General features: G+C 69.9%; 15 protein-coding genes. 9 read left to right on the top strand and 6 right to left on the bottom strand.

The window, feature by feature from the left end; translation table 11 throughout:
• Window position 1: 1 nt before the first annotated feature.
• From J0695_RS12900 to J0695_RS12890, 3 genes are all read right to left on the bottom strand, one after another.
• Window positions 2-2,254 (bottom strand): NHLP family bacteriocin export ABC transporter peptidase/permease/ATPase subunit, encoded by a 2,253-nt coding sequence (locus J0695_RS12900; protein WP_206962131.1) that lies wholly within the window; start codon window positions 2,252-2,254, stop codon window positions 2-4.
• Window positions 2,251-3,057 (bottom strand): HlyD family efflux transporter periplasmic adaptor subunit, encoded by an 807-nt coding sequence (locus J0695_RS12895; RefSeq protein WP_206962130.1) that lies wholly within the window; start codon window positions 3,055-3,057, stop codon window positions 2,251-2,253. The genes J0695_RS12900 and J0695_RS12895 overlap by 4 nt, the downstream gene beginning before the upstream one ends.
• A 113-nt stretch (window positions 3,058-3,170) precedes the next feature.
• Window positions 3,171-3,398 (bottom strand): type A2 lantipeptide, encoded by a 228-nt coding sequence (locus tag J0695_RS12890; RefSeq protein ID WP_206962129.1) that lies wholly within the window; start codon window positions 3,396-3,398, stop codon window positions 3,171-3,173.
• A 479-nt stretch (window positions 3,399-3,877) separates the two neighbouring features.
• On the opposite strand from J0695_RS12890, the gene J0695_RS12885 reads away from it, so the two are divergent.
• Complete coding sequence (locus tag J0695_RS12885; protein WP_206962128.1) at window positions 3,878-4,810, top strand: LysR family transcriptional regulator; 933 nt, start codon at window positions 3,878-3,880, stop codon at window positions 4,808-4,810.
• 4 nt (window positions 4,811-4,814) lie between these two features.
• On the opposite strand, the gene J0695_RS12880 is transcribed toward J0695_RS12885, so the two are convergent.
• Window positions 4,815-6,416 carry a FadD7 family fatty acid--CoA ligase gene (locus J0695_RS12880; RefSeq protein WP_206962127.1) on the bottom strand — a complete coding sequence of 534 codons (1,602 nt, stop codon included), beginning with the start codon at window positions 6,414-6,416 and terminating at the stop codon, window positions 4,815-4,817.
• 265 nt (window positions 6,417-6,681) lie between these two features.
• On the opposite strand from J0695_RS12880, the gene oxc reads away from it, so the two are divergent.
• The 3 genes from oxc to J0695_RS12865 all read left to right on the top strand — a co-directional run bounded on the left by oxc (window position 6,682) and on the right by J0695_RS12865 (window position 10,341).
• Complete coding sequence (gene oxc, locus J0695_RS12875; protein ID WP_206962126.1) at window positions 6,682-8,442, top strand: oxalyl-CoA decarboxylase; 1,761 nt, start codon at window positions 6,682-6,684, stop codon at window positions 8,440-8,442.
• Between the two features lie 57 nt (window positions 8,443-8,499).
• Window positions 8,500-9,798: a formyl-CoA transferase gene (gene frc / locus J0695_RS12870; RefSeq protein ID WP_206962125.1), complete on the top strand. Its 1,299-nt coding sequence runs from the start codon at window positions 8,500-8,502 to the stop codon at window positions 9,796-9,798.
• A gap of 75 nt (window positions 9,799-9,873) precedes the next feature.
• On the top strand, window positions 9,874-10,341 hold the full coding sequence (locus J0695_RS12865; RefSeq protein WP_206962124.1) for a PAS domain-containing protein: 468 nt from the start codon (window positions 9,874-9,876) through the stop codon (window positions 10,339-10,341).
• On the opposite strand, the gene J0695_RS12860 is transcribed toward J0695_RS12865, so the two are convergent.
• A complete protein-coding gene (locus J0695_RS12860) occupies window positions 10,328-11,806 on the bottom strand; it encodes a translocation/assembly module TamB domain-containing protein (RefSeq protein WP_206962152.1) in 1,479 nt (492 codons plus the stop codon). The two genes, J0695_RS12865 and J0695_RS12860, sit on opposite strands and share 14 nt — an antisense overlap.
• Before the next feature lie 291 nt (window positions 11,807-12,097).
• Between J0695_RS12860 and J0695_RS12855 the strand changes: the two genes are divergently transcribed.
• The 4 genes from J0695_RS12855 to qcrB all read left to right on the top strand — a co-directional run bounded on the left by J0695_RS12855 (window position 12,098) and on the right by qcrB (window position 22,723).
• Window positions 12,098-14,908, top strand: coding sequence for a beta-N-acetylhexosaminidase (locus J0695_RS12855; RefSeq protein WP_206962123.1), 2,811 nt, complete (start codon window positions 12,098-12,100; stop codon window positions 14,906-14,908).
• 119 nt (window positions 14,909-15,027) lie between these two features.
• Window positions 15,028-17,412 (top strand): Ig domain-containing protein, encoded by a 2,385-nt coding sequence (locus tag J0695_RS12850; protein ID WP_206962122.1) that lies wholly within the window; start codon window positions 15,028-15,030, stop codon window positions 17,410-17,412.
• A 215-nt stretch (window positions 17,413-17,627) separates the two neighbouring features.
• The gene (locus tag J0695_RS12845; protein ID WP_242552576.1) at window positions 17,628-20,936 is read left to right on the top strand and encodes a S8 family peptidase; all 3,309 of its coding nucleotides are present in this window, start codon (window positions 17,628-17,630) and stop codon (window positions 20,934-20,936) included.
• 140 nt (window positions 20,937-21,076) lie between these two features.
• The gene (gene qcrB, locus J0695_RS12840; RefSeq protein ID WP_206962121.1) at window positions 21,077-22,723 is read left to right on the top strand and encodes a cytochrome bc1 complex cytochrome b subunit; all 1,647 of its coding nucleotides are present in this window, start codon (window positions 21,077-21,079) and stop codon (window positions 22,721-22,723) included.
• A gap of 34 nt (window positions 22,724-22,757) precedes the next feature.
• Here the strand turns inward: qcrB and J0695_RS12835 are convergent, their stop codons facing one another.
• On the bottom strand, window positions 22,758-23,396 hold the full coding sequence (locus J0695_RS12835; protein ID WP_206962120.1) for a TetR/AcrR family transcriptional regulator: 639 nt from the start codon (window positions 23,394-23,396) through the stop codon (window positions 22,758-22,760).
• Window positions 23,397-23,531: 135 nt separating this feature from the next.
• Between J0695_RS12835 and J0695_RS12830 the strand changes: the two genes are divergently transcribed.
• Window positions 23,532-24,323 (top strand): SDR family NAD(P)-dependent oxidoreductase, encoded by a 792-nt coding sequence (locus tag J0695_RS12830; protein ID WP_206962119.1) that lies wholly within the window; start codon window positions 23,532-23,534, stop codon window positions 24,321-24,323.
• Window positions 24,324-24,332 lie beyond the last annotated feature (9 nt).

Genomic DNA, 24,332 nt, shown 5'->3' with positions numbered 1-24,332 from the left:
CTCAGTGCTCCCTGACCAGTTCGGCGTACGGGCCGCCGGCCGCGAGCAAGTGCTCGTGCCTGCCGCGCTCCACGATCTGACCGTGGTCGAGGACCACGATCTCGTCGCTGTCGCGCACCGTGCTCAGCCGGTGCGCGATGACCACGCAGGCGCAGCCCCTCCTGCGCAGGTTGTCGATGATGAGCTGCTCCGTCTCGGCGTCCAGCGCGCTGGTCACCTCGTCCAGGACCAGCACGCTGGGACGGCGCACCAACGCCCGGGCGATCTCCAGGCGTTGGCGCTGCCCGCCGGAGAAATTCTGGCCGTCCTGATCGACCCGGCAGTGGATTCCGCCGTGGCGCCGGGACACGACCTCGTACAGGCACGCGTCGCGCAGGGCACTCTCCACGGCCGCGTCCGTGATCGACGGGTCCCAGAGCGCCACGTTGTCGCGCACACTGCCCTCGAAGAGGAACACGTCCTGGTCGACGAAGGACACCGAGGCGGCCAGAGCCCCGCGGGGAATGTCCTCCAGGCGCTGGCCGTCGATCCGAATCGCGCCCTCCCAGGGGGAGTAGAGGCCAGAGATCAACCGGGAAACCGTCGACTTGCCGCTGCCCGAGCCGCCGACCAGCGCCACCTGCTGGCCGGGACCCACGGTCAGGGAGAAGCCGGAGAGCAGTGGCTGGTCGAGGGGGCTGTAGCCGAAGGTGATGTCCTCCAGCTCGACCTGGCCCCGCAGCCGCCGGGTGTCGGCGACCTCGTCCGGGCGTGCGTACCGGGAGTCGGCGGGGAACTTCTCCACATCGTGCAGCCGGGCCACATCGGCGGCGAAGTCCTGGACGCGCCCCGCGACCCCGTTCAGCCGGGTGAGGGGCGCGGTGAAGCGCGTGACCAGGGCCTGGAAGGCGACCAGCAGGCCCACGGACAGATGGCCCTCGACCGAGCGCAGACCGCCGATCCACAGGATCAGCGCACTGTTGAGGGTGGCGAGCGTGGGTGCGACGATGCCGAGCCAGGCGCTCGGCACCCCGAGCCGCTGCTGCTCCTCCAGCGTCATCGCGTGCTGCCCGGCCCAGCGCCGGAAGTAGCCGCTCTCGCCGCCGGTCGCCTTGAGCGTCTCGATCAACTGCAGCCCGGTGTAAGAGGTGTTGGTGAGACGTGCGGTGTCCGCGCGCAGCTTCTGTGTACGGGTCGCCCGCAGTGCGACGACGATGCGCATCGCCACCACATTGAGCAGGGCGATGCCCACGCCGACCACCGTGAGCTGCGGGTCGTAACTCCAGAGCAGGGCCGCGTACAGGAGCACCACGATCCCGTCGACGCCCGCCGCGGTCAGATCGCGGGCCAGGGTCTCGGCGACGGCGTCGTTGGACTGCAGGCGCTGCACCAGGTCGGCGGGGCTGCGCTGGGCGTAGAACTGGACGGGCAGGCGCAGCAGATGCCGGAAGAAGCGGGAGCTGCTCAGTGTCGAGGAGATGATGCGGCCACGCAGCAGATTCGCCTGCTGCAGCCAGGTCAGCACCCCGGTCAGGGCCACCATCGCGCCCATCGAGGCGAACAGGACGCCGAGCAGCGAGGTCTGGTCGCCGATCAGGAACAGGTCGATGTAGGTACGGCTGAGCGCGGGCAGTGACGCGCCCACCGCGACCAGCAGCAGACTCGCGAGGAGCGCGGCCAGCATGGTGCCGCTGGTCCCGCGCAGCCGCCCGGGCAGCGCCTTGAGGATGCCGGGCCTGCGCCCGCCCTTCGAGAAGTCGTCACCGGGCTCCAGTACGAGGACGACGCCGGTGAAGCTGGTGTCGAAGTCCTCCGTCGCCACGAAACGGCGGCCCTTGTCCGGGTCGTTGAGGTGGACGCCGCGTCGGCCGAAGCGCCGGCCCATGCCGTCGTAGACGACGTAGTGGTTGAACTCCCAGAACAGGATCGCGGGCCCCTGCACCTCGGCGAGGGCGGCCGTGTCCATCTGCATGCCCTTGGCGCTCATGCCGTAACTGCGGGCCGCCTTGAGGAGGTTGGAGGCGCGCGAGCCGTCGCGGGAGACCCCGCAGGCGATACGCAGTTCCTCCAGGGGGACGTGCAGATCGTGGTGGGCGAGGACCATCGCGAGCGCGGCTGCACCGCACTCGACGGCCTCCATCTGCAGGACGGTGGGGGTACGCACTCTGCGGCGGCGCCGCGGTTTGGGCGCGGCTCTGGATGGCGAGGGGCGGGAGCGGCGGCGTCCGTGCCCGGCGGGAGGCAGCGGTGCGGGGGCCGGGGAGTGCTTGCTCACGGCAGCAGCCAATCGATCGGGCGCTGCTCGGCGAGGTGCACGGCGCCGGAGGTGAGGATCATGGAGTCGAGCGCGTACGGAGGGCCGGCCGCGGAGGTCCAGGTGTAGCCCGAGACGGTGGAGTGCGACACGGACAGCTTCACCAGGACGGCCACCGGCGGGCCGCTCCGGGTGAACTGCGCGGCCAGATCCTTGTCGCCGAGGAAGGCGGTGATCTGCCGCTGGGTCTGGGCGGCCCGGCCCACCGCTCGTACCGTGCCGCGCAGGAAGCCGTACTTCTGGGAGGCGGCGGACTGCACGGTGAGGTCCACGGAAGCGCCCACGGGGACGGTGGCCGCGGTATCGGCGGGGACGAAGAGCATCGCGAGCAGCGGGTCCCGGGCGGCGCCGGTCTTCTCCAGGGTGGCGACGTCGGAACCTGTGGTGAGGACGGAGCCGACCTGTGCGAGGAGGGTGGTCACGCGGCCCGCTTCGACGGCGCGCACGGTGCGGTCGCCCTGCGCGGTGCGGACCTTGAGGAGCGGGGCGTCGGCGGCCAGCCGCTGCCCTTCCTTCGCGTACAGGCCCATGACCTGGCCGGTGACCGGGGTCTGGAGGACGTAACTGCCCTGCCCGTGGGTGAGGATGCCGGGGGCCTTCAGGGTCGAGGACACCGATCCGGTGATGGCCCAGAGGGAGGCGGCGGCCATGACCACGACGGTCACCGCGAGGGCGAGCAACCCCTGGGGTCTGGCGAGGCGCGCGGGGAGGTCGAGTTCCTCGGGCGACTGCAGCTTGGACAGGGCCTGTTGGCGGAACTGCACGGCTGACTTCCCCTACCTTGCTGCTTGCCTTGCTGCTTGTCCGGTTCTCTGCGGCCGAAAGCCCCGGAACGGCCGGCCGGCTGCCGGGTTCCGGGGCTGACGGAAGTGTTTGCTCAGAGGCCGGCGACGAGACCCGTGGCCAGACCGGTGGCCGCACCGGTGTTCAGACCGGTGATGCCCTCGACCGTGCCGGTGACGCCGGCGATGAGGCCGGAGACCGGGGCGATGGCGTCGGCGGTGCCCGTGACGTTGCCGGCGAGGCCGCCGAGGAGGCCGCCCGAGACGTTGTCGAGCTCGGCGTCGGAGATCTCGGCGGTGGCGACCTGGGGAGTGGAGTTCATGATATGAGCTGCCCTTCGCATGGGTATTGCAAAAAATGGGGACGACCGCGAAGTCGCGATGACGAATTCCGCGATGCGGAGGATCAAAGCACGTCGGCGCATCGCACATCCAATCGGAAGATCGCTGGTGAGAGTGAATGTGCGCACTCAATTGGTACTGCGTGCATGTCTGTTCACGCGGCAGGATCAGGTCCTTCACAACCACTGCGAACGCGCAGGCGAATTAGGTGTGGCCGCATTCTGCAAAATGGACACTCCTCCATCAAAGGCGCTCGATCCGGGCCTTACGTGATGAGGGTTCTGGAGTGAAGTGACCGCCCTGCGTATTCGGTGTGCAGGTTTTCGTGACCGAGCGGGGACGGGCATGGCGGCCCGCTCGTCCAGTGCCTTCACCGTGCAGGTCTGTAGGATCATCGACGTGCCGCTGTCGCGGACCGGGCCTGCTGGTATGCGGTGCTCGCCCAGGGGAGGGGTGGTCCGTGCTCTTTCGTCAGCTGGAGTACTTCGTGGCCGTGGCCAGGGAGCGGCACTTCGCCCGGGCCGCGGAATCCTGTTACGTGTCGCAGCCCGCACTCTCGGCGGCGATCGCCAAGCTCGAACGCGAGCTCAACGTCACGCTGATCAACCGCGGGCACAACTACGAGGGCCTCACCCCGGAGGGCGAGCGGCTCGTGGTGTGGGCCAAGCGGATCCTCGCCGAGCAGGACGCGTTCAAGGCCGAGGTGGCCGCCGTCCAGTCGGGCATCACCGGGACGCTGCGGCTCGGGACGGAACCCACCGCCTCCACCACGCTGGCGCTTCCCGTCGGGGCCTTCTGCTCCGCGCACCCGCTGGCCAAGGTGCAGGTCCGCTCGCGGCTGTCCATGAAGGAACTGCTTCGTCAGATCAGCGAGTTCGAGCTCGACGCCGTCATCGCCCACTTCGCGCCCGGCGACCAGGAGGGGCTTGTGGTGACTCCGCTCTACGAAGAGCGGTACATGCTCCTGGTGTCGGGCGACCAGCTCATGCCGCAGACCCACACCATGACCTGGGCGGAAGCGGCCCAGCTGCCGCTTGCGCTCCTGACCCCCGATATGAGGATCCGTCAGCTCATCGACGGCGTGTTCGCGAAGAACGGGGTCGTGGTGACCCCGCAGGTGGAGACGGATTCGATCGCCTCCCTGTACGCGCACGTGGGCGTCGGCGAGTGGGCGAGCATCGTGCCGCACTCATGGCTGCGGGCGATGCCGGTCATCGGCAGGACCCGGGCCGTACGGCTCGTCGAACCGGATGCCAGGGCGCAGGTGTCGGTGGCGATCCACGCGGCCACCCCGGGCTCGGTCGCCGCACGCGCCTTCGTGAACGCGGCGACGGGCCTGTCGCTCGACGAGTTCTTCGATCAGCCGCTGGCCGCCGAGCACCGCGTCCGCTAGACGGTCAGTCGGTGCGCGTACGCGATGAGTACGTGGCCTCCAGCGCCTTCCGGTCCAGGCCGCCCTTTGCCGTGTGCGGGAGCGCCGGGACGAGGTCGAGGCGGTCGGGGACTTCGAAGGCGGACAGCCGGTGGCGGCAGTAGCGCAGGATCTGGTCGGCCCCGATGCCCTCGCCCTCGCGTACGACCACGGCGGCACCGACCCGCTGCCCGTACACGGGATCGGGCAGCGCGAACACGGCCGCCTCGACGACCCCCGGGCAACCGGCGAGGATGTCCTCCACGTGCTCGGGCGAGATCTTCTCGCCGCCGCGGTTGATGAGGTTCTTGATGCGCCCGGTGAGGAACAGATAGCCGTCCTCGTCCAGTGAGCCCAGGTCGCCGGTGCGGAACCAGCCGTCGCTGAAGCTCCGCGCCGTCTCGGCCGGTCCGGTGAGATAGCCGCGGGTCACGGTGGGGCCGTACACCCAGACCTCGCCCTCCGTGCCTGACGGGCACGAGCGCCCCTCGCGGTCCACGACGCGGAGCTTCGCCCCGGTCGAGCGGCCCACCGTGCCGTGCTTGAGGAAGCCGTGCTGCGGCAGCGGCTCGCTGGTCACCTGGTGCGTGGCCTCCGTGATGCCGTACGCGGACAGCAGCGGCGCCCCGAAGGTGCGTTCCAGCGCCCGCTGTGTGGCCGGGTTGAGCGGGGCGCTGCAGCTGCGGACGAACTTCAGGGGGGCGGCCCGCGGGCCCGGGTAGTCGCGTGCCGAGCGGTCCAGGAGGATCTCGTGGATCGTCGGGACCGCCGTGAACCACGTGGCGGCCACCGCCCGTACGTCGTCCCAGAACGTACCCGCCGAGAACCGCCCCCGCTCCGGCAGCAGTACGCATCCACCGCTGGCCAGGGACGACAGGAGCGCGGCGAGCAGCCCGTGGCCGTGGAAGAACGGCATCACCGCGACCGTGGCATCGCCGGGCCCCAGCTCGTAGGTGGCGCAGATGCCCCGCACGGACGCGGCCACATTGCCGTGCGTCAGCGGGACCATCTTGGCCCGGTCGGTGGTTCCCGCGGTGAACAGGACCAGGGCGTCCTGGGCCGACAACTCCGCTGCGGCACCACGGATTCGGCGTACCGGCAGCGCACCGGTGCCGAGCGTGGCGGTCGCCGTTCCCGCACGGGAGATGTCCACGTGCAGAGGCCAGGCCGGGGTGCCTGTCGGCTGCGCGTCGGAGACGGTCGGTCCTGTGATGACCGCCCGCGCCCCCAGCGCGTCGAGGCGGGCCGTCAACTGCGAGCGGGGGAGCGCCGGATCGATCGGCGCGACCACCAGACCGGCACGCGCCGCGCCCAGAAGCCCGACGACGAACTCGGCCGTGTTGGCGGAGAGGAGGGCGACCGCGTCCCCCTGGCGCAGCCCCGTCGTGGCGAGCGCGCCCGCCACGTCGTCGGCCAGGGACCGGAGAGCGCGGTAGGACAGCTCCACCCGGTCACCTCCGACGACCAGGGCCCGCGCGCGGGGCCGGGTGCGCACCTGATGGTCGAGAAGATCGGCGAGACCCGTGAGCGCCGGGGCGCGGAATCCGTCCGCGTCCCGTACGGCTGCCGTGGTCGTCGGTACGGCCATGGCCACCACCCCCTGCGCACCAGGTCTGTTGAAGCTGTCTCCAGGAGCCTGCGCCGGGGCGGGGTGCGCGTCCAATACGCGCTGGCGAACAGCCGATAGCGGGCGTCTATCAAGGGAGACGGAGGGCCGGGCCGCAGCCCTCGTACCGCCCTCGATAGATGTTGTTTATCAGCTGGTCGCCGATAGGTCTTGGACGCGGGCGCGCCCGCTGCCGAAGGTGTGAGGAGTAGCCGCATGCATGACTGCCCAAGGAGGACCTCGGACCATGACAGCCCTATCTGGACTCGCCGCGACGGACACCGCGGCGAACGGCGACGCACCGGCCGAGCTCACCGACGGGTACCACCTGGTCGTCGACGCGCTCAAGATGAACGACGTCGACACCATCTACGGCGTGGTCGGCATCCCGATCACCGACCTGGCCCGCCTCGCGCAGGCCCAGGGCATCCGCTACATCGGCTTCCGGCACGAGAGCAACGCCGGGCATGCGGCCGCGGCCGCCGGATACCTGAACAAGAAGCCGGGCGTGGCACTGACCGTGTCCGCGCCGGGCTTCCTCAACGGCCTGGTCGCCCTGGCGAACGCGACGACCAACTGCTTCCCGATGGTGCAGATCTCGGGCTCCAGCGAGCGGCACCTCGTCGACCTCAAGCAGGGCGACTACGAGGAGATGGACCAACTCGCCGCCGCACAGCCCTTCGTGAAGGCCGCGTACCGCGTGGGCCGGGTCGAGGACATCGGCCGCGGCATCGCCCGCGCGCTGCGCACCGCGATATCCGGCCGCCCCGGCGGTGTCTACCTCGACATCCCGGCCGCGGTGCTCGGCACCATCCTGGACGCCGAGGCGGGCGCGAGGACCCTGAGCCGGCTCGTCGATCCGGCGCCGCGCCAACTGCCCGCGCCGGAGGCGGTGGACCGCGCGATCGAGCTCCTTGCGGCTGCCGAGCGGCCGTTGGTGGTGCTGGGGAAGGGTGCCGCGTACGCGCAGGCGGACGAGAAGATCCGCAGCTTCGTCGAGTCCACCGGCGTTCCGTACGTACCGATGTCGATGGCCAAGGGCCTGCTGCCCGACGACCACCCGCAGTCCGCGGCCGCCGCCCGTTCGCTGGCGCTGAAGAAGGCCGACGTGGTGATGCTCGTCGGCGCCCGGCTGAACTGGCTGCTCAACCACGGCGAAGCGCCCCAGTGGAACCCCGAAGCGAAGTTCATCCAGGTGGACATCGAGCCCCGGGAGATCGACAGCAACCAGCCGATCGCCGCCCCGCTCGTCGGTGACATCGAGTCGGTGCTCGACGCGCTCGCCGAACGGACGAAGCCCGGCCAGATCGCTACCCCCGCGGCCTGGACGGACGAGCTGGCGGCGCGCACGGCGCAGAACACGGCCAAGATGGCGAAGCGCCTCGAAGCCGACCCGAGCCCGATGCAGTTCATGGGTGCGCTGAAGGCCGTACGCGACGTGATCCGCCGGCGCCCCGAGATCTACCTCGTCAACGAGGGCGCCAACGCGCTGGACATCGCGCGCAATGTGATCGACATGCATGTGCCGCGCCACCGCCTCGACAGCGGCACCTGGGGCGTCATGGGCATCGGCATGGGTTACGCGATCGCCGCCGCCGTCGAGAGCGGTGCGCCGGTCGTGGCCGTGGAGGGCGACAGCGCCTTCGGCTTCAGCGGTATGGAGCTGGAGACGATCTGCCGCTACAAGCTGCCCGTCGTCACCGTGATCATGAACAACGGCGGCGTCTACCGCGGTGACGACGTCAACCCGCTGACGAACGACCCCTCGCCGACGACCCTGATGGTCGCGGCACGCCACGACCTGATGATCGAGGCGTTCGGCGGCAAGGGCTACCGCGCGACCACGCCTGCCGAGGTCACCGCCGCACTCACCGAGGCGCTGGCCTCGGGCGGCCCGGCACTCATCGACTGCGTGATCGACCCCTCGGCCGGCACCGAGAGCGGCCACATCGCACACCTCAACCCGAAGGGCATCACCGTCGGCAACATCACGCCGGCGAAGAAGTGACCCGCTTTCGCCCTCACCCCGACATGAACTGACCCCGACACGAATGAGGAATCCTTCATGAGTACTGCGTCTTCCCGCGCCGCGACCCCCGGCCCCCCGGCCAGCGACATGCCGCTCGCCGGAATCAAAGTGATCGACTTCACCGGGGTCCAGGCAGGACCCGCGTGCACCCAGCTGCTCGCCTGGTTCGGAGCCGACGTCATCAAGGTCGAGCGCATCGACGGCGGCGATGTGACACGTCGTCAGCTGCGGGACATCCCCGACATCGACGCCCTCTACTTCACCATGCTGAACAGCAACAAGCGCTCCCTGGCCATCAACACCAAGGCCCCCGAGGGCAAGGCGGTCATGGAGAAGATGATCCGCGAGGCGGACATCCTGGTCGAGAACTTCGCGCCGGGCGCCATGGACCGCATGGGGCTGGGCTGGGACCACATCCACGAGCTCAACCCGCGCCTGATCTTCGGTTCGGTCAAGGGCTTCAACGACGCCTCGGCCTGGTCCGACCTCAAGGTGTACGAGAACGTCGCCCAGGCCGCCGGAGGCGCCGCGTCCACCACCGGTTTCTGGGACGGCCCGCCCACCATCAGCGGCTCGGCCCTCGGCGACAGCAACAGCGGAATGCACCTGATGATCGGGCTGCTGACCGCGATCATCCAGCGCAACGCGACGGGTCTCGGCCAGAAGGTGTCGGTGTCCATGCAGGACGCCGTCCTCAACCTGACCCGGGTCAAGCTCCGTGACCAGCAGCGCCTGGAGAAGGTCGGCTACCTGGAGGAGTACCCGCAGTACCCCAACGGCGAGTTCGGCGACGCGGTGCCCCGCGGCGGCAACGCCGGAGGCGGCGGCCAGCCGGGCTGGATCCTGAAGTGCAAGGGCTGGGAGACCGACCCCAACGCGTACATCTACTTCACGGTCCAGGAGCAGAACTGGGCGCGCACCTGCGAGGCCATCGGCAAGCCCGAGTGGACCGAGGACCCCGCCTACACCACGGCCCTGGCCCGCCAGCCGCACATCATGGACATCTTCGGCGAGATCGAGAAGTGGCTCGCCGACAAGACCAAGTACGAGGCCGTCGACATCCTGCGCACCTTCGAGGTGCCCTGCGCGCCCGTGCTCAGCATGAAGGAGCTCGCCGAGGACCCCGACATGCGCAAGAGCGGGACGATCGTCGAGGTCGAGCAGAAGGACCGCGGCACCTACCTGACCGTGGGCAGCCCGATCAAGTTCTCCGGATTCACGCCCGACATCATCGGCGCACCGCTGCTCGGTGAGCACACGGACGAGGTGCTCACCGGCCTCGGATACGACGCGGACGCCATCCGCACCCTGCACGAGAGCCGGGTCGTCGCCTGACCTGCTTGACGACGCCTGCGGGTGCCCCGCGCGAGCCAGGGCACCCGCAGGCAGCCGCACCAACTCGGAGGGGAAATGGGATACACGGGAGATACGGACACCGACGTCCTACTGGGCATGGCGGACCGGGCACCCGATGGCATCGTGATCATCGACAGCGAGGGTCTGATCCGTTACTGGAACCAGGGCGCGGAGCGGATCTTCGGATACACGGCGGCCGAGGCCGCCGGCCGGAACCTGGACATGATCATCCCCGAGAAGCACCGGCAGCGTCACTGGGACGGCTTCGTGGCCGCCATGGCCTCGGGAACCTCCAAGTACGGAGCCGACGACCTGCTGGCCGTCCCCGCACTCACCGCGGACGGCACCACTGTCTCGATCGAGTTCAGCGTGGTGCTGCTGACGGATGCCGACGGCAAGGCGGCGCACGTCGGTGCGGTGATCAGGGACGTCACCGCACGGCGGGCCCAGGAGAAGGAGGTACGCCGCCGCCTGCTGGCGACGGCACCCGATGACCGCGCCGCGCCGGTCACTGGCGGCTGACCGCACGCGTGATGCCGGCGACGATCGTGGTGGCCAGGATCCAGCCGGTGATGATGAGCAGATACGAGAGCCCCTGCAGCCACCCGTCCGGAGTGAAGGCGCGTTCCTGGCCGAAGTCGATGACCGGCAGCAGCAGGTCCAGCGTGTAGAAGACCGGGCTGAAAGCGGGCGCCTCACCGGCCTTCAGGGGATGCGGGTGGTGCAGGGCGTACGCGACGGATCCGGCGAGCAGCAGCGAGAACAGCCAGACGGCGGCGCGGACCGGCCGGAACCCGTACCCGACGGTGACGTCCTGCACCTGGCCCCAGAGCCGGCCGTACCACGGGAGCGTGGTGCGGTGGCGGCGCTGCCGGGTGAGCTGGACGGTGCGGGCGGCGCGGTCGTCGCCCATCCTTCGGTAGGCGGCGCTCAACTGCTCGTACGCGTAAGGGACATAGCCGCCCTCGTCGCGGGCGAGGAGGGGCAGCCGGCGCTCGGCGGGCTCGTGCGGGGCGAGCGTGGTGTAGGTGAGGCCGTCCAGCCGGACCGCGCCCGGCCATACGCCGGGGGCGGCGTGCAGGAAGTCGATCTGCGCGCGGCGCAGATTGACCGAGCCCTCGATGGGCGCGGCATCGCGCAGCCACAGCTCGCCGATGACCGCGGTGCTGGCCCGCAGCGCCATGCCCCCGGGGTTGGCGAGCGTGGCGTACGCGAGGTTGAGCTGGCCGGGGATGCGCGCGCCGCGGAGATTCACCCGGCCGGTGACTTCGAGCCGCATGCCGCGCACGTCCGCGCCGACGCTGAGATTCTCGGCCTCGACGGCGGTGTGTCCGGGGTGGCGTATCCGGGCGTCGTCGAAGTTGAGCGTCCCGGCGATCTGCGCGGCCAGGAGCCGCACCTGGCCGTGGGCGACAAGGCCCGTGCCCCAGACATCCGTGCCGAGGACGGCATGGTTCAACTGGAGTACGGGATCCTCCTGTTGGCCGGAGCCGTCCGTGGCCGTGCCGAGCTCGGCGTTGTCGAGGAAGAGCGCTCCGGCAATCCGGGCGCCTCCCAGTGCCACTGAGCCGGTGACGCGACAGCCGGTCATGCGCAGGACCCCGTCGATCCGCACCGTGGCGGCGTTGAGCGCGGGGAGATGCGAGCCGTTCAGCTCCAGCTGCCGCAGCTGTGCCCCGTAGAGGGACAAGGGCTCGTCGAAGTGGCAGGCGGCCAGGTGGACCGGGTGCTCGACGACTCCGTACGCCAGGTGCAGACGGCCTACGATGCGTGCCCCCGTGAGCCAGAGCCCGATGGTCCAGCCGTCGCGGAGATGGTCGCCGAGAAGCAGCCACCTGAGCACCTCGGCCCTGACCGTGCGGTCCGGGCCCCAGGAATGACCGGATGCGGCCTCGTCGTCGGGCGCCTCCCGCAGATCGACGGCCGCGCCGCGCAGGAACGCCTCCCGGATGCGTTGCTCGGTCGGCGTCAGGTCGGTGATCTCCATCGACCGGACGATGTCGTGCACCTCTGCGCAGTGTCAACAGCCCCAAAATGAGGTCCCATGTATCTATCGCCGATGAGGGTTTATTGGTGACGATTGACGGTTGGAGTGGCCTAGTGAGGTCAACTGATCGGATCTATAAGGCAGTTCGCTGTGTGAGAGCCCTAGTGCGGCCCGACTGTGACCAGTAGAGTCCGCTGCCGTCGGAAGTGGTCTACACCATCAGTTCTGAGGGGTGGACGAATGTTTCGCACATGCAGACGTTGGTTGGTCTTTGCCGCGGTTGGCGCCGCTGTGGCCAGTGGCTCCGCTCTGCCGGACGCCGCGGCCGCCTCACCCGCCGAACCGCCCAGCAGTGCCCCGTCCGTGCTCCCGCCGCTGCAGCACTGGTCCGGCGGCAGCGGCGACTTCAGGCTCACCCGGTCGTCGCGGATCGTCGTCGACCGCGACCGGAGCTCCGCACTCACCGCGGACGCCCGTACCTTCGCGGCGGATCTGGCCGTTCTGGGAGCCGACCGGCTTCCCGTCGTCCGGGGCGACTCTCCCCGGGCCGGGGACATCTTCCTCACGGCGGGCGCGGGCGCGGGCGAGGGCTACCGGCTCGACGTGACCGCGAAGTCGGTCACCGTCAGCGGCGCAGGACCCGCCGGCACCTTCTACGGCGAGCAGTCCCTCGCTCAGATCCTCAAGGTCTCCCGCGACCACGCGTCCGTCCCCGTCGGCAGCTCCGTCGAGCAACCGGCCCAGCAGGAACGCGGGTTGATGATCGACACCGCGCGCTCCTACTGGTCCGTGGACTCCATCAAGCAGCTGATCCGGCAACTGGCGTGGATGAAGCTGAACACTCTGCACTGGCACATCACCGACTCGGAGTTCTTCCGGCTCGACCTGCCGGGCCACCCCGGTCTCGCGGCGGCGAAGTCGTACTCGCCCGCCGATGTGCGTGCGGTGCAGGACTACGCCGCCCGCTACCACGTCGGCATCCTGCCCGAGTTCGACATCCCCGCCCACGCGACCTCGATGACGAACCACCGGCCAGAGCTGCGCTGGGACTGCCCCTCGATGAACTCGATCATCAGCGCGGGACGCGTCGACCCCGGCTTCACCGTCGACATCACCAAGCCGGCGAACGTCGCCTGGCTGGACGGTCTGGTCAAGGAGGTCTCGGCCCTGTTCGACTCGCCCGTCATCCACCTCGGCGGCGACGAGACCCCACAGCCGGCCCTCCAGGCGAGCTGCCCGGAACTGGTCGACCATGCGGCGGCCAAGGGGTACCAGAAGACGGAGGACGTCTTCCTCGCGTACGAGAACCACCTCGACGACGTCCTCGCCGCGCAGGGCAAGCGCATGCAGATCTGGGGCTGGTGGCCGCAGGTCGGCGGCAGCGGTTCGGTGACCGTGAACAAGGACATCCGGATCCAGGCCTGGCTCGGCGACGAGGACACCTTCATCAAGCAGGGCTACGACGTCGTCGTCAGCAATGAGCACTCCCGGCTGTACGTCGTCCCCTCCTACGCCCCGGGGACCGCCAACGGCAACTACATCCCCGACGACAACACGCTCTACAGCACCTACACCGTCAGCGGCTCCGACCAGGTGCGCGGCCTGGAGATGGCCCAGTGGGGCGACCGCGCCTACACCATGCCCGAGGCGTACCCGCTGTCCTATCTGCGCCGCCCGCTGCAGATCCTCGCCTCCACCGCCTGGGGCAGCCCCCGGCTCAGCAGCTATCTCGACTACGAGGTGTACGCCGACGGGATCGGCAGCGCACCCGGCGTCCCCGAGACCGCCGACCCCGGCGCGCGCCCGCTCGGCGGCAGCGCGTTCGGCCCCGACGGGGCGGTGAGCGCCTTCGACGGCGACCCCGCCACCTCGTTCGCCGCGACCACGGCAGGTGCGGGCATCGGCCTCGACCTCGGCCCGAGCGGAGCGGTCGCGCCCACGGCCGTGCGGCTGCTCCCACGCAGCAACTCCACAGCGGATCTCGCCTCGTTGGCCGGCGCCACTGTGCAGGGCTGCACGGAAGGCCCCGACACCGGCTGCCGCACGCTGGCCAGCGTGGAGTGGACGCCCACACGCGACTGGCTGAGCCTGCCGCTCGACGCCCGGGGGAAGTACCGCTGGCTGCGGCTCACCGGTGCGCCGTCGGCGAGGCCGGTGCTGGCGGAGCTGCAGTTCCTGGCCGCGCCCGGGGACGTACAACTCGCCGTCCAGGTACCGGAGAAGCTCGACGCGGGCCGCCGGACCACGGTCGACGCCGTCGTCACCAACACGACCGGGCGTGCGCTGTCCCACGTCGGCGTACGGCTCACGGCGCACCACCGGCTCCACCTGACGCCGCTGCTGCACGAGCCGCTCATCGCGTACGTCACGGTCCCGCCGCACCAGAGCCGCACCGTGCGCTTCCCGGTCGCCCCGGGGCGGGGCGCGACGCCCGGCGACTACTGGTTCACCGCAACCACCGCCGACGGACGCGCACAGGGCTCCGCGCTCGGTTCCGTAGGCCTGCGCACGCTGTCCCAGGCCTTCGACAACATCGCCGTCACCGCCGACGGCAACCCCCAGCCGGGCGATGCCGACGGAGCGCAGTCCAGCTTCTCCGCCGAGGGGCTCGCGGCGGCAGGGGGCGAGTCGGGTGGCCAACTGGCCGCCGGAGGCTTCTCGTTCACCCTCCCCGATGCCTTCGCCGGTACGGAGGACAATGCCGTCGCCCACGGCCAGACCGTCCCGCTCTCCGGCCGTGGCTCGCGTGTCGGGCTGCTCGTCACCGGGACCTATGCCCCGCCCGGCGGGCTGACCGGCGCGGTCACGATCACCTACACCGACGGCACGACCGGTACTTCGGCGGTGACCGTGCCCGACTGGGCCGCGGCCTCCCCGCCGGCCGGGTCCGTCGTCGCGGCCGACGGCGGCAGGGTCAACGGCAGCGGACGGGCGCAGACGGCCCGTACTTCGAAGCTGTACGTCGTCGGAGTCGACACCGATCCGGCCAGGACGCTCGCCTCGGTCACCCTGCCCGCAGGGCCGCGGTACCTGAGCGCGAAGGCGCCGATGATCCACGTCTTCGCCCTCGCCACGGCGCACCCCGGACGCACCCGGCGCTGATCAACCTCCTTGACGCCGTCCGGACTTGGGTGGACCATCGAGCTGATTTATTTGAGAAGGTATCAATAATAAATCTCTCCGGTCTCCGTACCCGGTCCGTACGGCCGAAAGGAACGATCATGGGATACGCAGGTACATGGCGCGTCGCCGCAGGGGTCGGCGCGCTGGCGCTGAGTCTCGGCGTGGCGACGACCGCTCCGGCGAACGGCGCGACGCCCCTCGCGCACACCGTCCGGGGCGAGCACGGCGCCGTGCTGCTCACCGCCGGCTATCTGACCATCGGCCTCGACAGCGCGGGGACCGTCGTCGGCCTCTGGGACACGCGGACCGGCGTCGACCACCTCGTACCCGGCAAGTCCGCCGCGCTCGTCAGCCTCGTCATCGACGGGAAGCAGGTGCGGCCCACCCGGGTGACCGGCCACGGCGGACTGCTGACGTTCAGCAACAAGGCGGTCGGCTACGAGGTGGACGTGCAGGCCGTCGCGAAGGGCGGCTACACCACGCTGAAGGCCGTACGGGTCAAGGGCCCCGCGGGAGCGGACCTACAGACACTGCTCTGGGGTCCGCTGGCCACGGACATCACGAAGACCGTCGGTGAATCCGTCGGTGTGGTCCGCGACGACACGTTCGCCGTCGGCCTGCGACCGCTGACCGACCGGACGGAGGGCGCCTGGCCGCAGGAGTACCAGGACTACGGCTGGGAGAGCGAGGTCGACGACAACCCCTCCCGTCTCCAGGTCGCCTCCCACGAGGAGTGGAGCGCCGCGGGCAGGACCCCGTGGGGCTCGGTCCTGCGGGCCTTCACGTACGACTACACCAAGGAGCGGTCGCGGCAGAACATCAACGGATACCGGATCCCGGTCGGCCCCCTGCCCGGCGCCGAAGGGCGGATCGAAGGCTCCGAGGTCGCCCTCTTCGGTGCCTCGCCCGAGATGACCCCGACCGTGCTTTCCGACATCGCGGCCGGTGAGAAGCTCCCGTACCCGACACAGAACGGCCAGTGGCAGAAGACCGCCCAGGCGAGCAGTCAGTCCTTTCTCGTTCTGTCGGACCTGGGGACCGGCAATATCCCCGCGGCGGCCCGCCTCGCGAAGTCCGCGGGCATCGGCTACATCTACTCGCTGCCCAACTCGGTGGGCCCCTGGCAGACGACCGGTCACTACCAGTTCAACGCGAGCCTGGGCGGCAGCGACGCCGGCGCCGCGGCAGCGGTCGACCTGGCCAAGGCCAACGGGGTCCGCCTCGGCGTCCACACCATCTCGGACTTCGTCTCCGCCAACGACCGGTACGTCGCGGCCGCCCCGGCCGACGACCGCCTCGCCCTCGGCGGACGCGCCTCACTGACCCGACCGCTGGCTCCCGGCGACACCACGCTGTACCTCGACTCCGGCACCCTGCTCTCCGGCGGTCTCTACAGCAAACTGCTGCGCGTCGACAACGAGTTCATCTCGTACGACAGCGCCCAGCAGGTCGGCGACGAGTGGCAGGTCACCGGGCTGCACCGTGCGCAGTGGAGTTCCGCAGCCGCCGTCCACGCCACCGGGGACACCGCCGCCCGCGTGGTCGCCAACGGATACGGCGGGGCGATCGGCGGACAGGGCATCATCAAGGAGATCGCCACCCGCCTCGGTACGGCCTGGAACAACACCGGCATCCTGGCCAACTCCTTCGACGGGGTCGAGTCGGCCTCGCAGTCCGGCTGGGGCTCGTACGGCCAGGCGCTCCTGGTGAACGGCGCCTACCGGCAGACTGCGGCCAAGGACGGCCACATCACCGAGACCAGCCGTATGACGTCCAACACCTGGGATGCGCTGACCCGTGCCAGCTGGGGCGAGGTGGGCGTCACCTCCATGGGGCAGGTGTTCATCAACAACGCCTTCTACCAGGACAACTTCCTTCCCGGGATGCTCGGCTGGGTCAGCCTCAAGGGCTCGGAGACGATGCTCAGCATCGAGAGCAAGCTGGCCCGCGGCTCCGGTCTCAACGCGGGAGTCGGCTTCCAGGCGTCGGTCGCCAATCTCACCGCGGGCGGTGAGCACGGGCTGCAGGTGCTCGACGCGATCAAGCAGTGGGAGACGGCCCGCAACCTCGGCGCCTTCACCGCGGCGCAGCGGGAGCGCCTGCGCGACCAGTCCACCAACTGGCATCTCACCGCCGTCGACCCCGGGAGGACGTGGTCGCTCCAGGAGCTCGACGCGAGCGGCAACCCGGTCGGTGCCGCCCAGCGGGTCGAGGCGCCGACGCCGCGGCTCAGCACGGATCCGCTGCCGACGGCCCATCAGCACGGCCTCTACGAGGCGAAGATGACCACCAACACCCCGGCGACGGTGCGTTACGAAGTGACAGCCGGAGCCCTGCCGGAGGGGCTGGCGCTGAACAAGGACACCGGCGGCATCATCGGCACCCCGAAACGCCCCGGGAGGGCCGAGTTCACCCTCACGGCCCGCAGCACGGGCGGCCTCCCCGACGCCCGCGCCGAGTACAGGATCACGGTTCGCCCCTGAGGGTTCTCTGAGGGCCCTTCAGGATTGGGCAGTTGCACAACGATTGGGGAAAGCGTGTTCTGTTCGTACTGGAAGATCCTGTTCCGCGAACTCCGGAGATCTCTTGTTTACCTCCGACCTCTCCAATTGAAGCGTTTCAACGCGCATACTGCTGCGGTTTGCACCGACCTGCAGGGCCACCTCGGCCTCAGGAACGCACCTCGTCAGGAGACGTGTTGTCCACCAGAGCACAGAGAACCGGCGCCGCGGCCATCGTCGCGACCGCCGCCATGGCACTGACCGTGGGGATGATCTCCGCACCGTCGGCCGCCGAGCATCCGACACCGCTCCTCAAGGCCGACGCGGCCGCGGAGCAGTGGGTCACGCTGATCACCGGAGACCGCATCGCGGTCGACGCCAAGGGCGCGCCCGTCAGCATCGAACGCGCCGCGGGGCGTGAGCGCATACCCGTGGAGGTCTCGCAGTACAAGGGCCACACCCAGGTGGTGCCCTCCGACGCAGCGCAGTTGGTCGCCGCCGGCACCCTGGACCGCAGGCTGTTCGACGTCACCGAACTCGCCGCGCCTGCCTACCGCAAGGCCCACCCGGACGGGCTCGGCCTCATCGTCTCGTACACGGGACAGAAGCCCGAGGCCAAGACCGAACTCCGCTCGGCGGACGGTGTCGAGGTCACGCGCAGTTACAGCAAGCTCAACGCCGAGGCCGTCACCGCACCGGTCGACCGCGCCGCCGACGTCTGGCAGGCGCTCACCGACCAGGGCAAGGCAGGGCTCCGTTCCACCGCCCCGGGCGTCAGGAAGGTCTGGCTGGACGGCCAGGCCAAGGTCTCCCTGGACGTGAGTGTTCCGCAGATCGGCGCCCCCGACGCCTGGAAGGCGGGCTTCGACGGCAAGGGCGTGAAGGTCGCCGTTCTGGACACCGGGATCGACCAGACGCATCCGGACCTGGCGGGCCAGGTGGCCGAGGCGAAGAACTTCACCACGGACCCCAGCGCCGTGGACGGCCACGGCCACGGCACCCACGTCGCCTCCACGATCGTGGGTACGGGCGCCATGTCCGGCGGTAAGTACAAGGGCGTCGCGCCGGGCGCGCAGCTCCTGGTCGGCAAGGTCCTGGCCAACTCCGGCAGTGGCTCCGACTCCTGGATCCTCGCCGGCATGGAGTGGGCGGCCGAGCAGCACGCCGACATCGTCTCCATGAGCCTCGGCGGCACTGACAACGTTGGCACGGACCCGTTGGAGGAGGCGGTCGACACCCTTTCCGCCGACGGTGGGCCGCTGTTCGTCATCGCCGCGGGCAACGCGGGACCGAGTGAGTACGGCACCGTCGGCACCCCGGGCAGCGCGGACGCGGCGCTGACCGTCGGGGCCGTCGACAAGAACGACGTCATGGCCTCCTTCTCCAGCAGCGGCCCGCGCCTCGGGGGCGGTGCCATCAAGCCGGACGTCACCGCGCCCGGCGTGGGCATCGTCGCCGCACGCGCGGCGGGTACCACGATGGGCACGCCAGGACCGGACGGCTACACCGCCGCCAGCGGTACGTCGATGGCCACCCCGCACGTGGCGGGCGCCGCCGCGCTGCTCAAGCAGCAGCACCCCGACTGGACAGGACAGCAGCTCAAGGAGCTGCTCTCCTCGGCGACCTCGCCGGGCAACTTCCCCGCGTACCAGCAGGGTTCTGGCCGTATCGACGTCACCAAGGCGATCCGTACGACCGTCGTCGCGGAGTCCGGGAGCATCAACTACGGCACCCAGGCCTGGCCGCACGACGACGACCAGGCGGTCGAGAAGACCGTCACCTACCGCAACCTCGGAACGCAGCCGGTGACCCTGGACCTCACCGTCAGCGGCACCGCACCCGGCGGATCCCCGGCCCCGCAGGGCATGTTCACTCTCGGCGCCCCTCAGTTGACCGTCCCCGCGGGCGGCACCGCCGATGCGAAGGTGAGCGCCGACACGCGCCTGGGCGGCGACGTCAACGGCGTGTACGACGCGCGCATCACGGCGACGGCGGGTGACCAGGTCCTCACCACCGCCGCGGTCGTCGAGCGCGCTACCGAGTCGTACGCGGTGACTTACAAGTACCTCGACCGCGACGGCAAGCCCGCGACGCAGTTCGAGACCAAGATCACGGGCCTCGAAGGCGCAGGCGTCGGCACCAACGTCACGCTCGACAACACGTCGGGCACCACCGTCCGGCTGCCCAAGGGCCGCTACATGGCCAGCAATATCGTCAGGGTGGTCGAAGGCGACACCATCACCGGGATCGACTCGCTCTTCGAGCCGTCGCTGGTCGTCGACAAGGACCAGACGATCACCATCGACGCGCGGGACGCCAAGCCCGTCGACATCACCGTGCCCGACCCGCAGGCCGCCTCCACCCTGGTGCGCGTCAGCGCCGAGGTGGAATGGCTCTTCCCCCTCACCAAGTACATCCTGGCGAACTCCTTCGACCAGATCCGCATCGGCAACGTCGGCGGCCCCGGCAAGCAGGATGAGGTCAAGCAGGAGTTCTACGGCAACTTCGCCCGACCCGACGGCACCGAGTACAACGTCGCCTACGGAACGACCGGCGACCGGGTCTCCGACGGCTACACCCGCCACCCCGGCAAGGACGCCTTCGCCGCAGCGGACGTCCGGGTCGGTTCACCCGCCCCGGGGAAGAAGGGCGCTCTGTCGATGCGGCCCGACACCGGCATGGGCATCAGCCTGTCCATCACCCCCATCCTGCCGATCCCGCGCGACTTCCGGATGTACGTGTCCGCGGACGACGGCCAGAAGTGGGACGTCGACTTCCAGCAGCGGGACTCCGCCGGCACGCTGATCGAGACCCGTCAGGAGGACATCAGCCGCGCCTATGAGGCGGGCAAGACGTATCAACTCGACTACAACATCGGGGTGTTCGGCCCGCAGATCGACGGGGCTTCGACCGGCGCCGTCCGGTCCGGCAACACCATCTCCGCGTCCGTGCCGCTGTTCGCCGACAGTGCGGGCCACAACAGTGCGTCCCTGGTCGACAGCGCGCAGACCAGCCTGTACCGCAACGGCGAGCTGGTCTCCAGCAAGCCGAATCTTCCCCTGAGCGCCTCCTTCACCGTCCCGGCGGACCAGGCCGACTACCGGCTGACCGCCACCGCCTCGCGCAGCGGCGTCTCCGACGTGTCGACCAAGGTCAGCACGGAGTGGACGTTCTCCTCGGCGAACACCGCGCAGCAGACGTTCCTCCCGCTGTCCGCGGTCCGCTTCACCCCGAAGCTGGCGGTCGACTCCACCACTCCGGCGCACCGTCTGCTCGGCGTCCCCGTCGCGGTGCTTGGCGCCGGCGCGGGTGACAACCTGAAGTCGCTGCAGGTGTACGCCTCGTACGACAAGGGCGCGCACTGGATCAGGACCGCGGTCCTGGCCCACCGGGCCCTGGTGCTGAGCCCGGCGGCCGGCAAGAGCGTCTCGCTCAAGGCCGTGGCCACCGACAAGCAGGGCAACACGGTGACCCAGGAGGTCATCGACGCCTACCGCGCCAAGTAGCGCGACCGCACATCGGGGCGGCCCGGAGGGAACCACTCTCCGGGCCGCCCCCAGCCGTTTGCGTAACTCCCCCTGACGCGGAGCCTGTTGGCTGCGGCATGGTGACGTGTCACTCTGGTAGCCGCCTGAGGGGGATTCGCATGAGCGGACGTACCGAGCGCACTCAGCACCGCGGAAGGACCGAGCCGCAGGGCAAGGGCGAGCGGCTGGCCGACTGGGCGGACGCCAGGGTCGGGCTGCGCGCGATGGCCAAGGCCAATATGCGCAAGATCTTCCCTGACCACTGGTCGTTCATGATGGGCGAGGTCTGTCTCTACAGCTTTCTGATCCTCATCCTCACCGGGGTCTATCTGACGCTCTTCTTCGAGCCGAGCGGTGCGGAGGTCATCTACCACGGTTCGTACGAGCCGCTCAACGGCGTCCGCATGACCCGGGCGTACGAGTCCACGGTCAACATCAGCATGGACGTGCGCGGCGGTCTGCTCATCCGGCAGATCCATCACTGGGCGGCGGTGGTCTTCGTCGCCGGGATGCTCGTGCACATGATGCGGGTCTTCTTCACGGGCGCCTTCCGCAAGCCGCGCGAGGTCAACTGGCTTTTCGGCTGGACGCTGTTGATGCTCGGCCTGATCACCGGGCTCACCGGCTACTCGCTCCCCGACGACCTGCTGTCGGGCACCGGCATCCGCTTCGCGCAGGGGGCGATCCTCTCGGTCCCCGTGGTGGGGACGTACCTCTCCTTCTTCCTCTTCGGCGGGGAGTTCCCGGGGCACGACATCATTCCGCGGCTCTATCCGGTCCATGTGCTGCTGCTGCCCGGGATCATGCTGGGGCTGGTCGTCGCCCATCTGATCCTGGTCTTCTACCACAAGCACACCCAGTTCGCCGGGCCGGGAAGGACCGAGCGGAACGTGGTGGGAGCGCCCTTCCTGCCGATCTACATCGCCAAGGCCGGCGGGATGTTCTTCCTCGTCTTCGGCGTGCTGACCGTGATGGGCGCGATCGCCTCCATCAACCCGGTCTGGCTGATGGGCCCCTACCGTCCCGACTATGTCTCCACCGGCGCCCAGCCGGACTGGTACCTGGGATTCTCCGAGGGGCTGATCCGGGTGATGCCGGGATGGGAGATCAACGCCTGGGGCCACACTCTGCAACTGGGTGTCTTCATCCCGTTCTCGCTCTTCCCCCTCATCATGATGGCGATCGCGGTCTACCCGTTCATCGAGGCCTGGGTGACCGGCGACCGGCGCGAACACCACATCGCCGAGCGCCCGCGCAACGCACCGACGCGCACCGCGCTGGGTGTCGCCTGGCTCTCTCTGTACGCCGTGCTGCTGATCGGCGGCGGCAACGACCTGTGGGCCACCCGCTTCCATCTCTCGATCAACTCGATCACCTGGTTCGTACGGATCGCGTTCTTCGTCGCCCCCGTGGTGGCCTTCATCGTCACCCGCCGCTTCTGCCAGGGCCTGCAGCTGCACGACCGCGAACTGGCCCTGCACGGACGGGAGAGCGGGACCGTCAAGCGGCTGCCGCACGGCGAGTTCGTGGAGGTGCACGAACCGCTCACCCAGGCGCAGTTGCACAAACTCACGGCGCACGAGCAGCCCCCTCCCTTCGAGCTGGGGCCGCTGGTCGACGCCAATGGCGTCCAGCGCAGCCCCAGGCGTTCGGATCGGCTGCGGGCCAGGCTCGCCCATGCCATGTACGGTCCCGGCTCGCAGGTGCCCAAGGCCACGGTCGAGGAGTACCGGGCCATCGACAGCGGCGACCAGCACCACCACTGAGTGCCGCGGCCTTACGGGCGGCTTTGCGCCGGACTCAGGCCGCGGGCCATCTCATGCCGCCCGTCAGCTCGCGCAGGCAGCGCAGCGCGAGTGCGGCGGGGGAGCCCTTCGCGCCCGTCGCGGGGGCGTCGGTCGCCGCCCAGGACTCCATGGCGATCCGGATCGCGTTGGTGGCGGCGGCCGCGGCCAGCCGTACCTCCAGAGCGTCGGCCTCGTCGCCGGCGAGCCGCGTGAGGACCGGTACGAGCCGCTCCTCCGACTCCTGGTTGACCCGGTACCAGACGGCTCTCAGAGTGGCGTCGTCCTGGGCCGCGCGCAGCAGTCCGCGCGTGGTCTCGAACTGCTCGTCGCTGTGCTCGCCCGATGCGGAGAGCGTGGCGGTGACGGCCTGTTCGAGGGTGGTACGCAGGTCGGCGCCCGCTTCCGCGTCCTCCAGGAGGGCCCGCCAGGCGTCTCCGCCGGCGGCGAGGAGGGGGCCGACCGCGTCCTGCTTGTTCCGGAAGTACCGGTAGAAGGTGCGCAGCGCCACCCCGGCCCGGTCGGCGATGTCCTCCGCGGTGGTGGCCGCGGGTCCCTGCTCGGCGAAGAGCGCAGCGGCGGCGCGGGCGATGTCGAGCTGGGTGGCGGCCTTGCGGCGCTCGGTCAGGCTCGGCTGGGGCTGTTGAGGACTCACCCCGGAAGCGTATGTGCAGAGATGTGAGGATGCACACTATGACAGAGTGGCAAAACGTGCCACTCGGTCGTATGGTGGCCGGCGGAACGACAGTTCCGCGCACCACGAACGACACAGGGAAATGGAGCACATGCCATGAACCGTTATGGCGGCCGTCGCGTTCTCATCACCGGCGCCGGTTCCGGCATCGGCCAGGCCACCGCGCTGCGCGTCCTCTCCGAGGGCGCCACCGTCGTGGCCGCCGACGTCAGCGAGCCGGGCCTGAGGGACACCACGGACAAGGCCGCCGCCGCGGGAGCGGCCGACCGTCTGACCACGGTCGTGATGAACGTGGCCGACGAGGCCTCCGTACGGACCGGGGTCGCCGCCGCCGTCGAGACCCTCGGCGGTCTGGACGTCCTGGTCAACGCCGCGGGCATCCTGCGTTCCTCGCACACGCACGAGACCCCGCTGGCCGACTTCGATCTGGTCCTCCGGGTCAATCTGGTCGGCACGTTCCTGACGATCCGGGAGTCGATCCCCGCTCTCCTGGCGGGCGACGGCCCGGCGGTCGTCAACTTCAGCTCGACCTCGGCGACGTTCGCGCACCCCTACATGGCGGCGTACGCGGCGAGCAAGGGCGGCATCCAGTCCATGACCCATGCGCTGGCGAGCGAGTACAGCAAGCAGGGCATCCGCTTCACGGCCGTACAACCCGGCTCCATCTCCTCCGGAATGACCGACGGCAGCGGCGCCAGCGGGCAGAGCAGCGGCCCCGGGCTCCCCGAGGACGCCGACATGAGCCTGTTCATGAAGCTCGCCCCGGCGATCGGCCGGGGCTTCGCGGGACCGGGGAGCGTGGCCTCCGTCGTCGCGATGCTCGGCTCGGACGACGGCAGGTTCATCACCGGCACCGAGATCCGTGTCGACGGCGGAACGCACTTCTGAGCCTGCGCG

The organism is Streptomyces beijiangensis, from assembly GCF_017315755.1.
GTDB classification, from domain to species: domain Bacteria; phylum Actinomycetota; class Actinomycetes; order Streptomycetales; family Streptomycetaceae; genus Streptomyces; species Streptomyces beijiangensis.
Note: the sequence above shows the minus strand (reverse complement) of the source record. Positions and strands in the feature narration are given on the sequence as shown.

Coding starts and splice junctions, on each gene's coding strand:
- J0695_RS12890 (WP_206962129.1), bottom strand. CDS start 3,398: ATGAACTCCACTCCCCAGGTCGCCACCGCCGAGATCTCCGACGCCGAG.
- oxc (WP_206962126.1), top strand. CDS start 6,682: ATGACAGCCCTATCTGGACTCGCCGCGACGGACACCGCGGCGAACGGC.
- J0695_RS12830 (WP_206962119.1), top strand. CDS start 23,532: ATGAACCGTTATGGCGGCCGTCGCGTTCTCATCACCGGCGCCGGTTCC.
- J0695_RS12860 (WP_206962152.1), bottom strand. CDS start 11,806: ATGGAGATCACCGACCTGACGCCGACCGAGCAACGCATCCGGGAGGCG.
- J0695_RS12865 (WP_206962124.1), top strand. CDS start 9,874: ATGGGATACACGGGAGATACGGACACCGACGTCCTACTGGGCATGGCG.
- qcrB (WP_206962121.1), top strand. CDS start 21,077: ATGAGCGGACGTACCGAGCGCACTCAGCACCGCGGAAGGACCGAGCCG.
- J0695_RS12850 (WP_206962122.1), top strand. CDS start 15,028: ATGGGATACGCAGGTACATGGCGCGTCGCCGCAGGGGTCGGCGCGCTG.
- frc (WP_206962125.1), top strand. CDS start 8,500: ATGAGTACTGCGTCTTCCCGCGCCGCGACCCCCGGCCCCCCGGCCAGC.
- J0695_RS12880 (WP_206962127.1), bottom strand. CDS start 6,416: ATGGCCGTACCGACGACCACGGCAGCCGTACGGGACGCGGACGGATTC.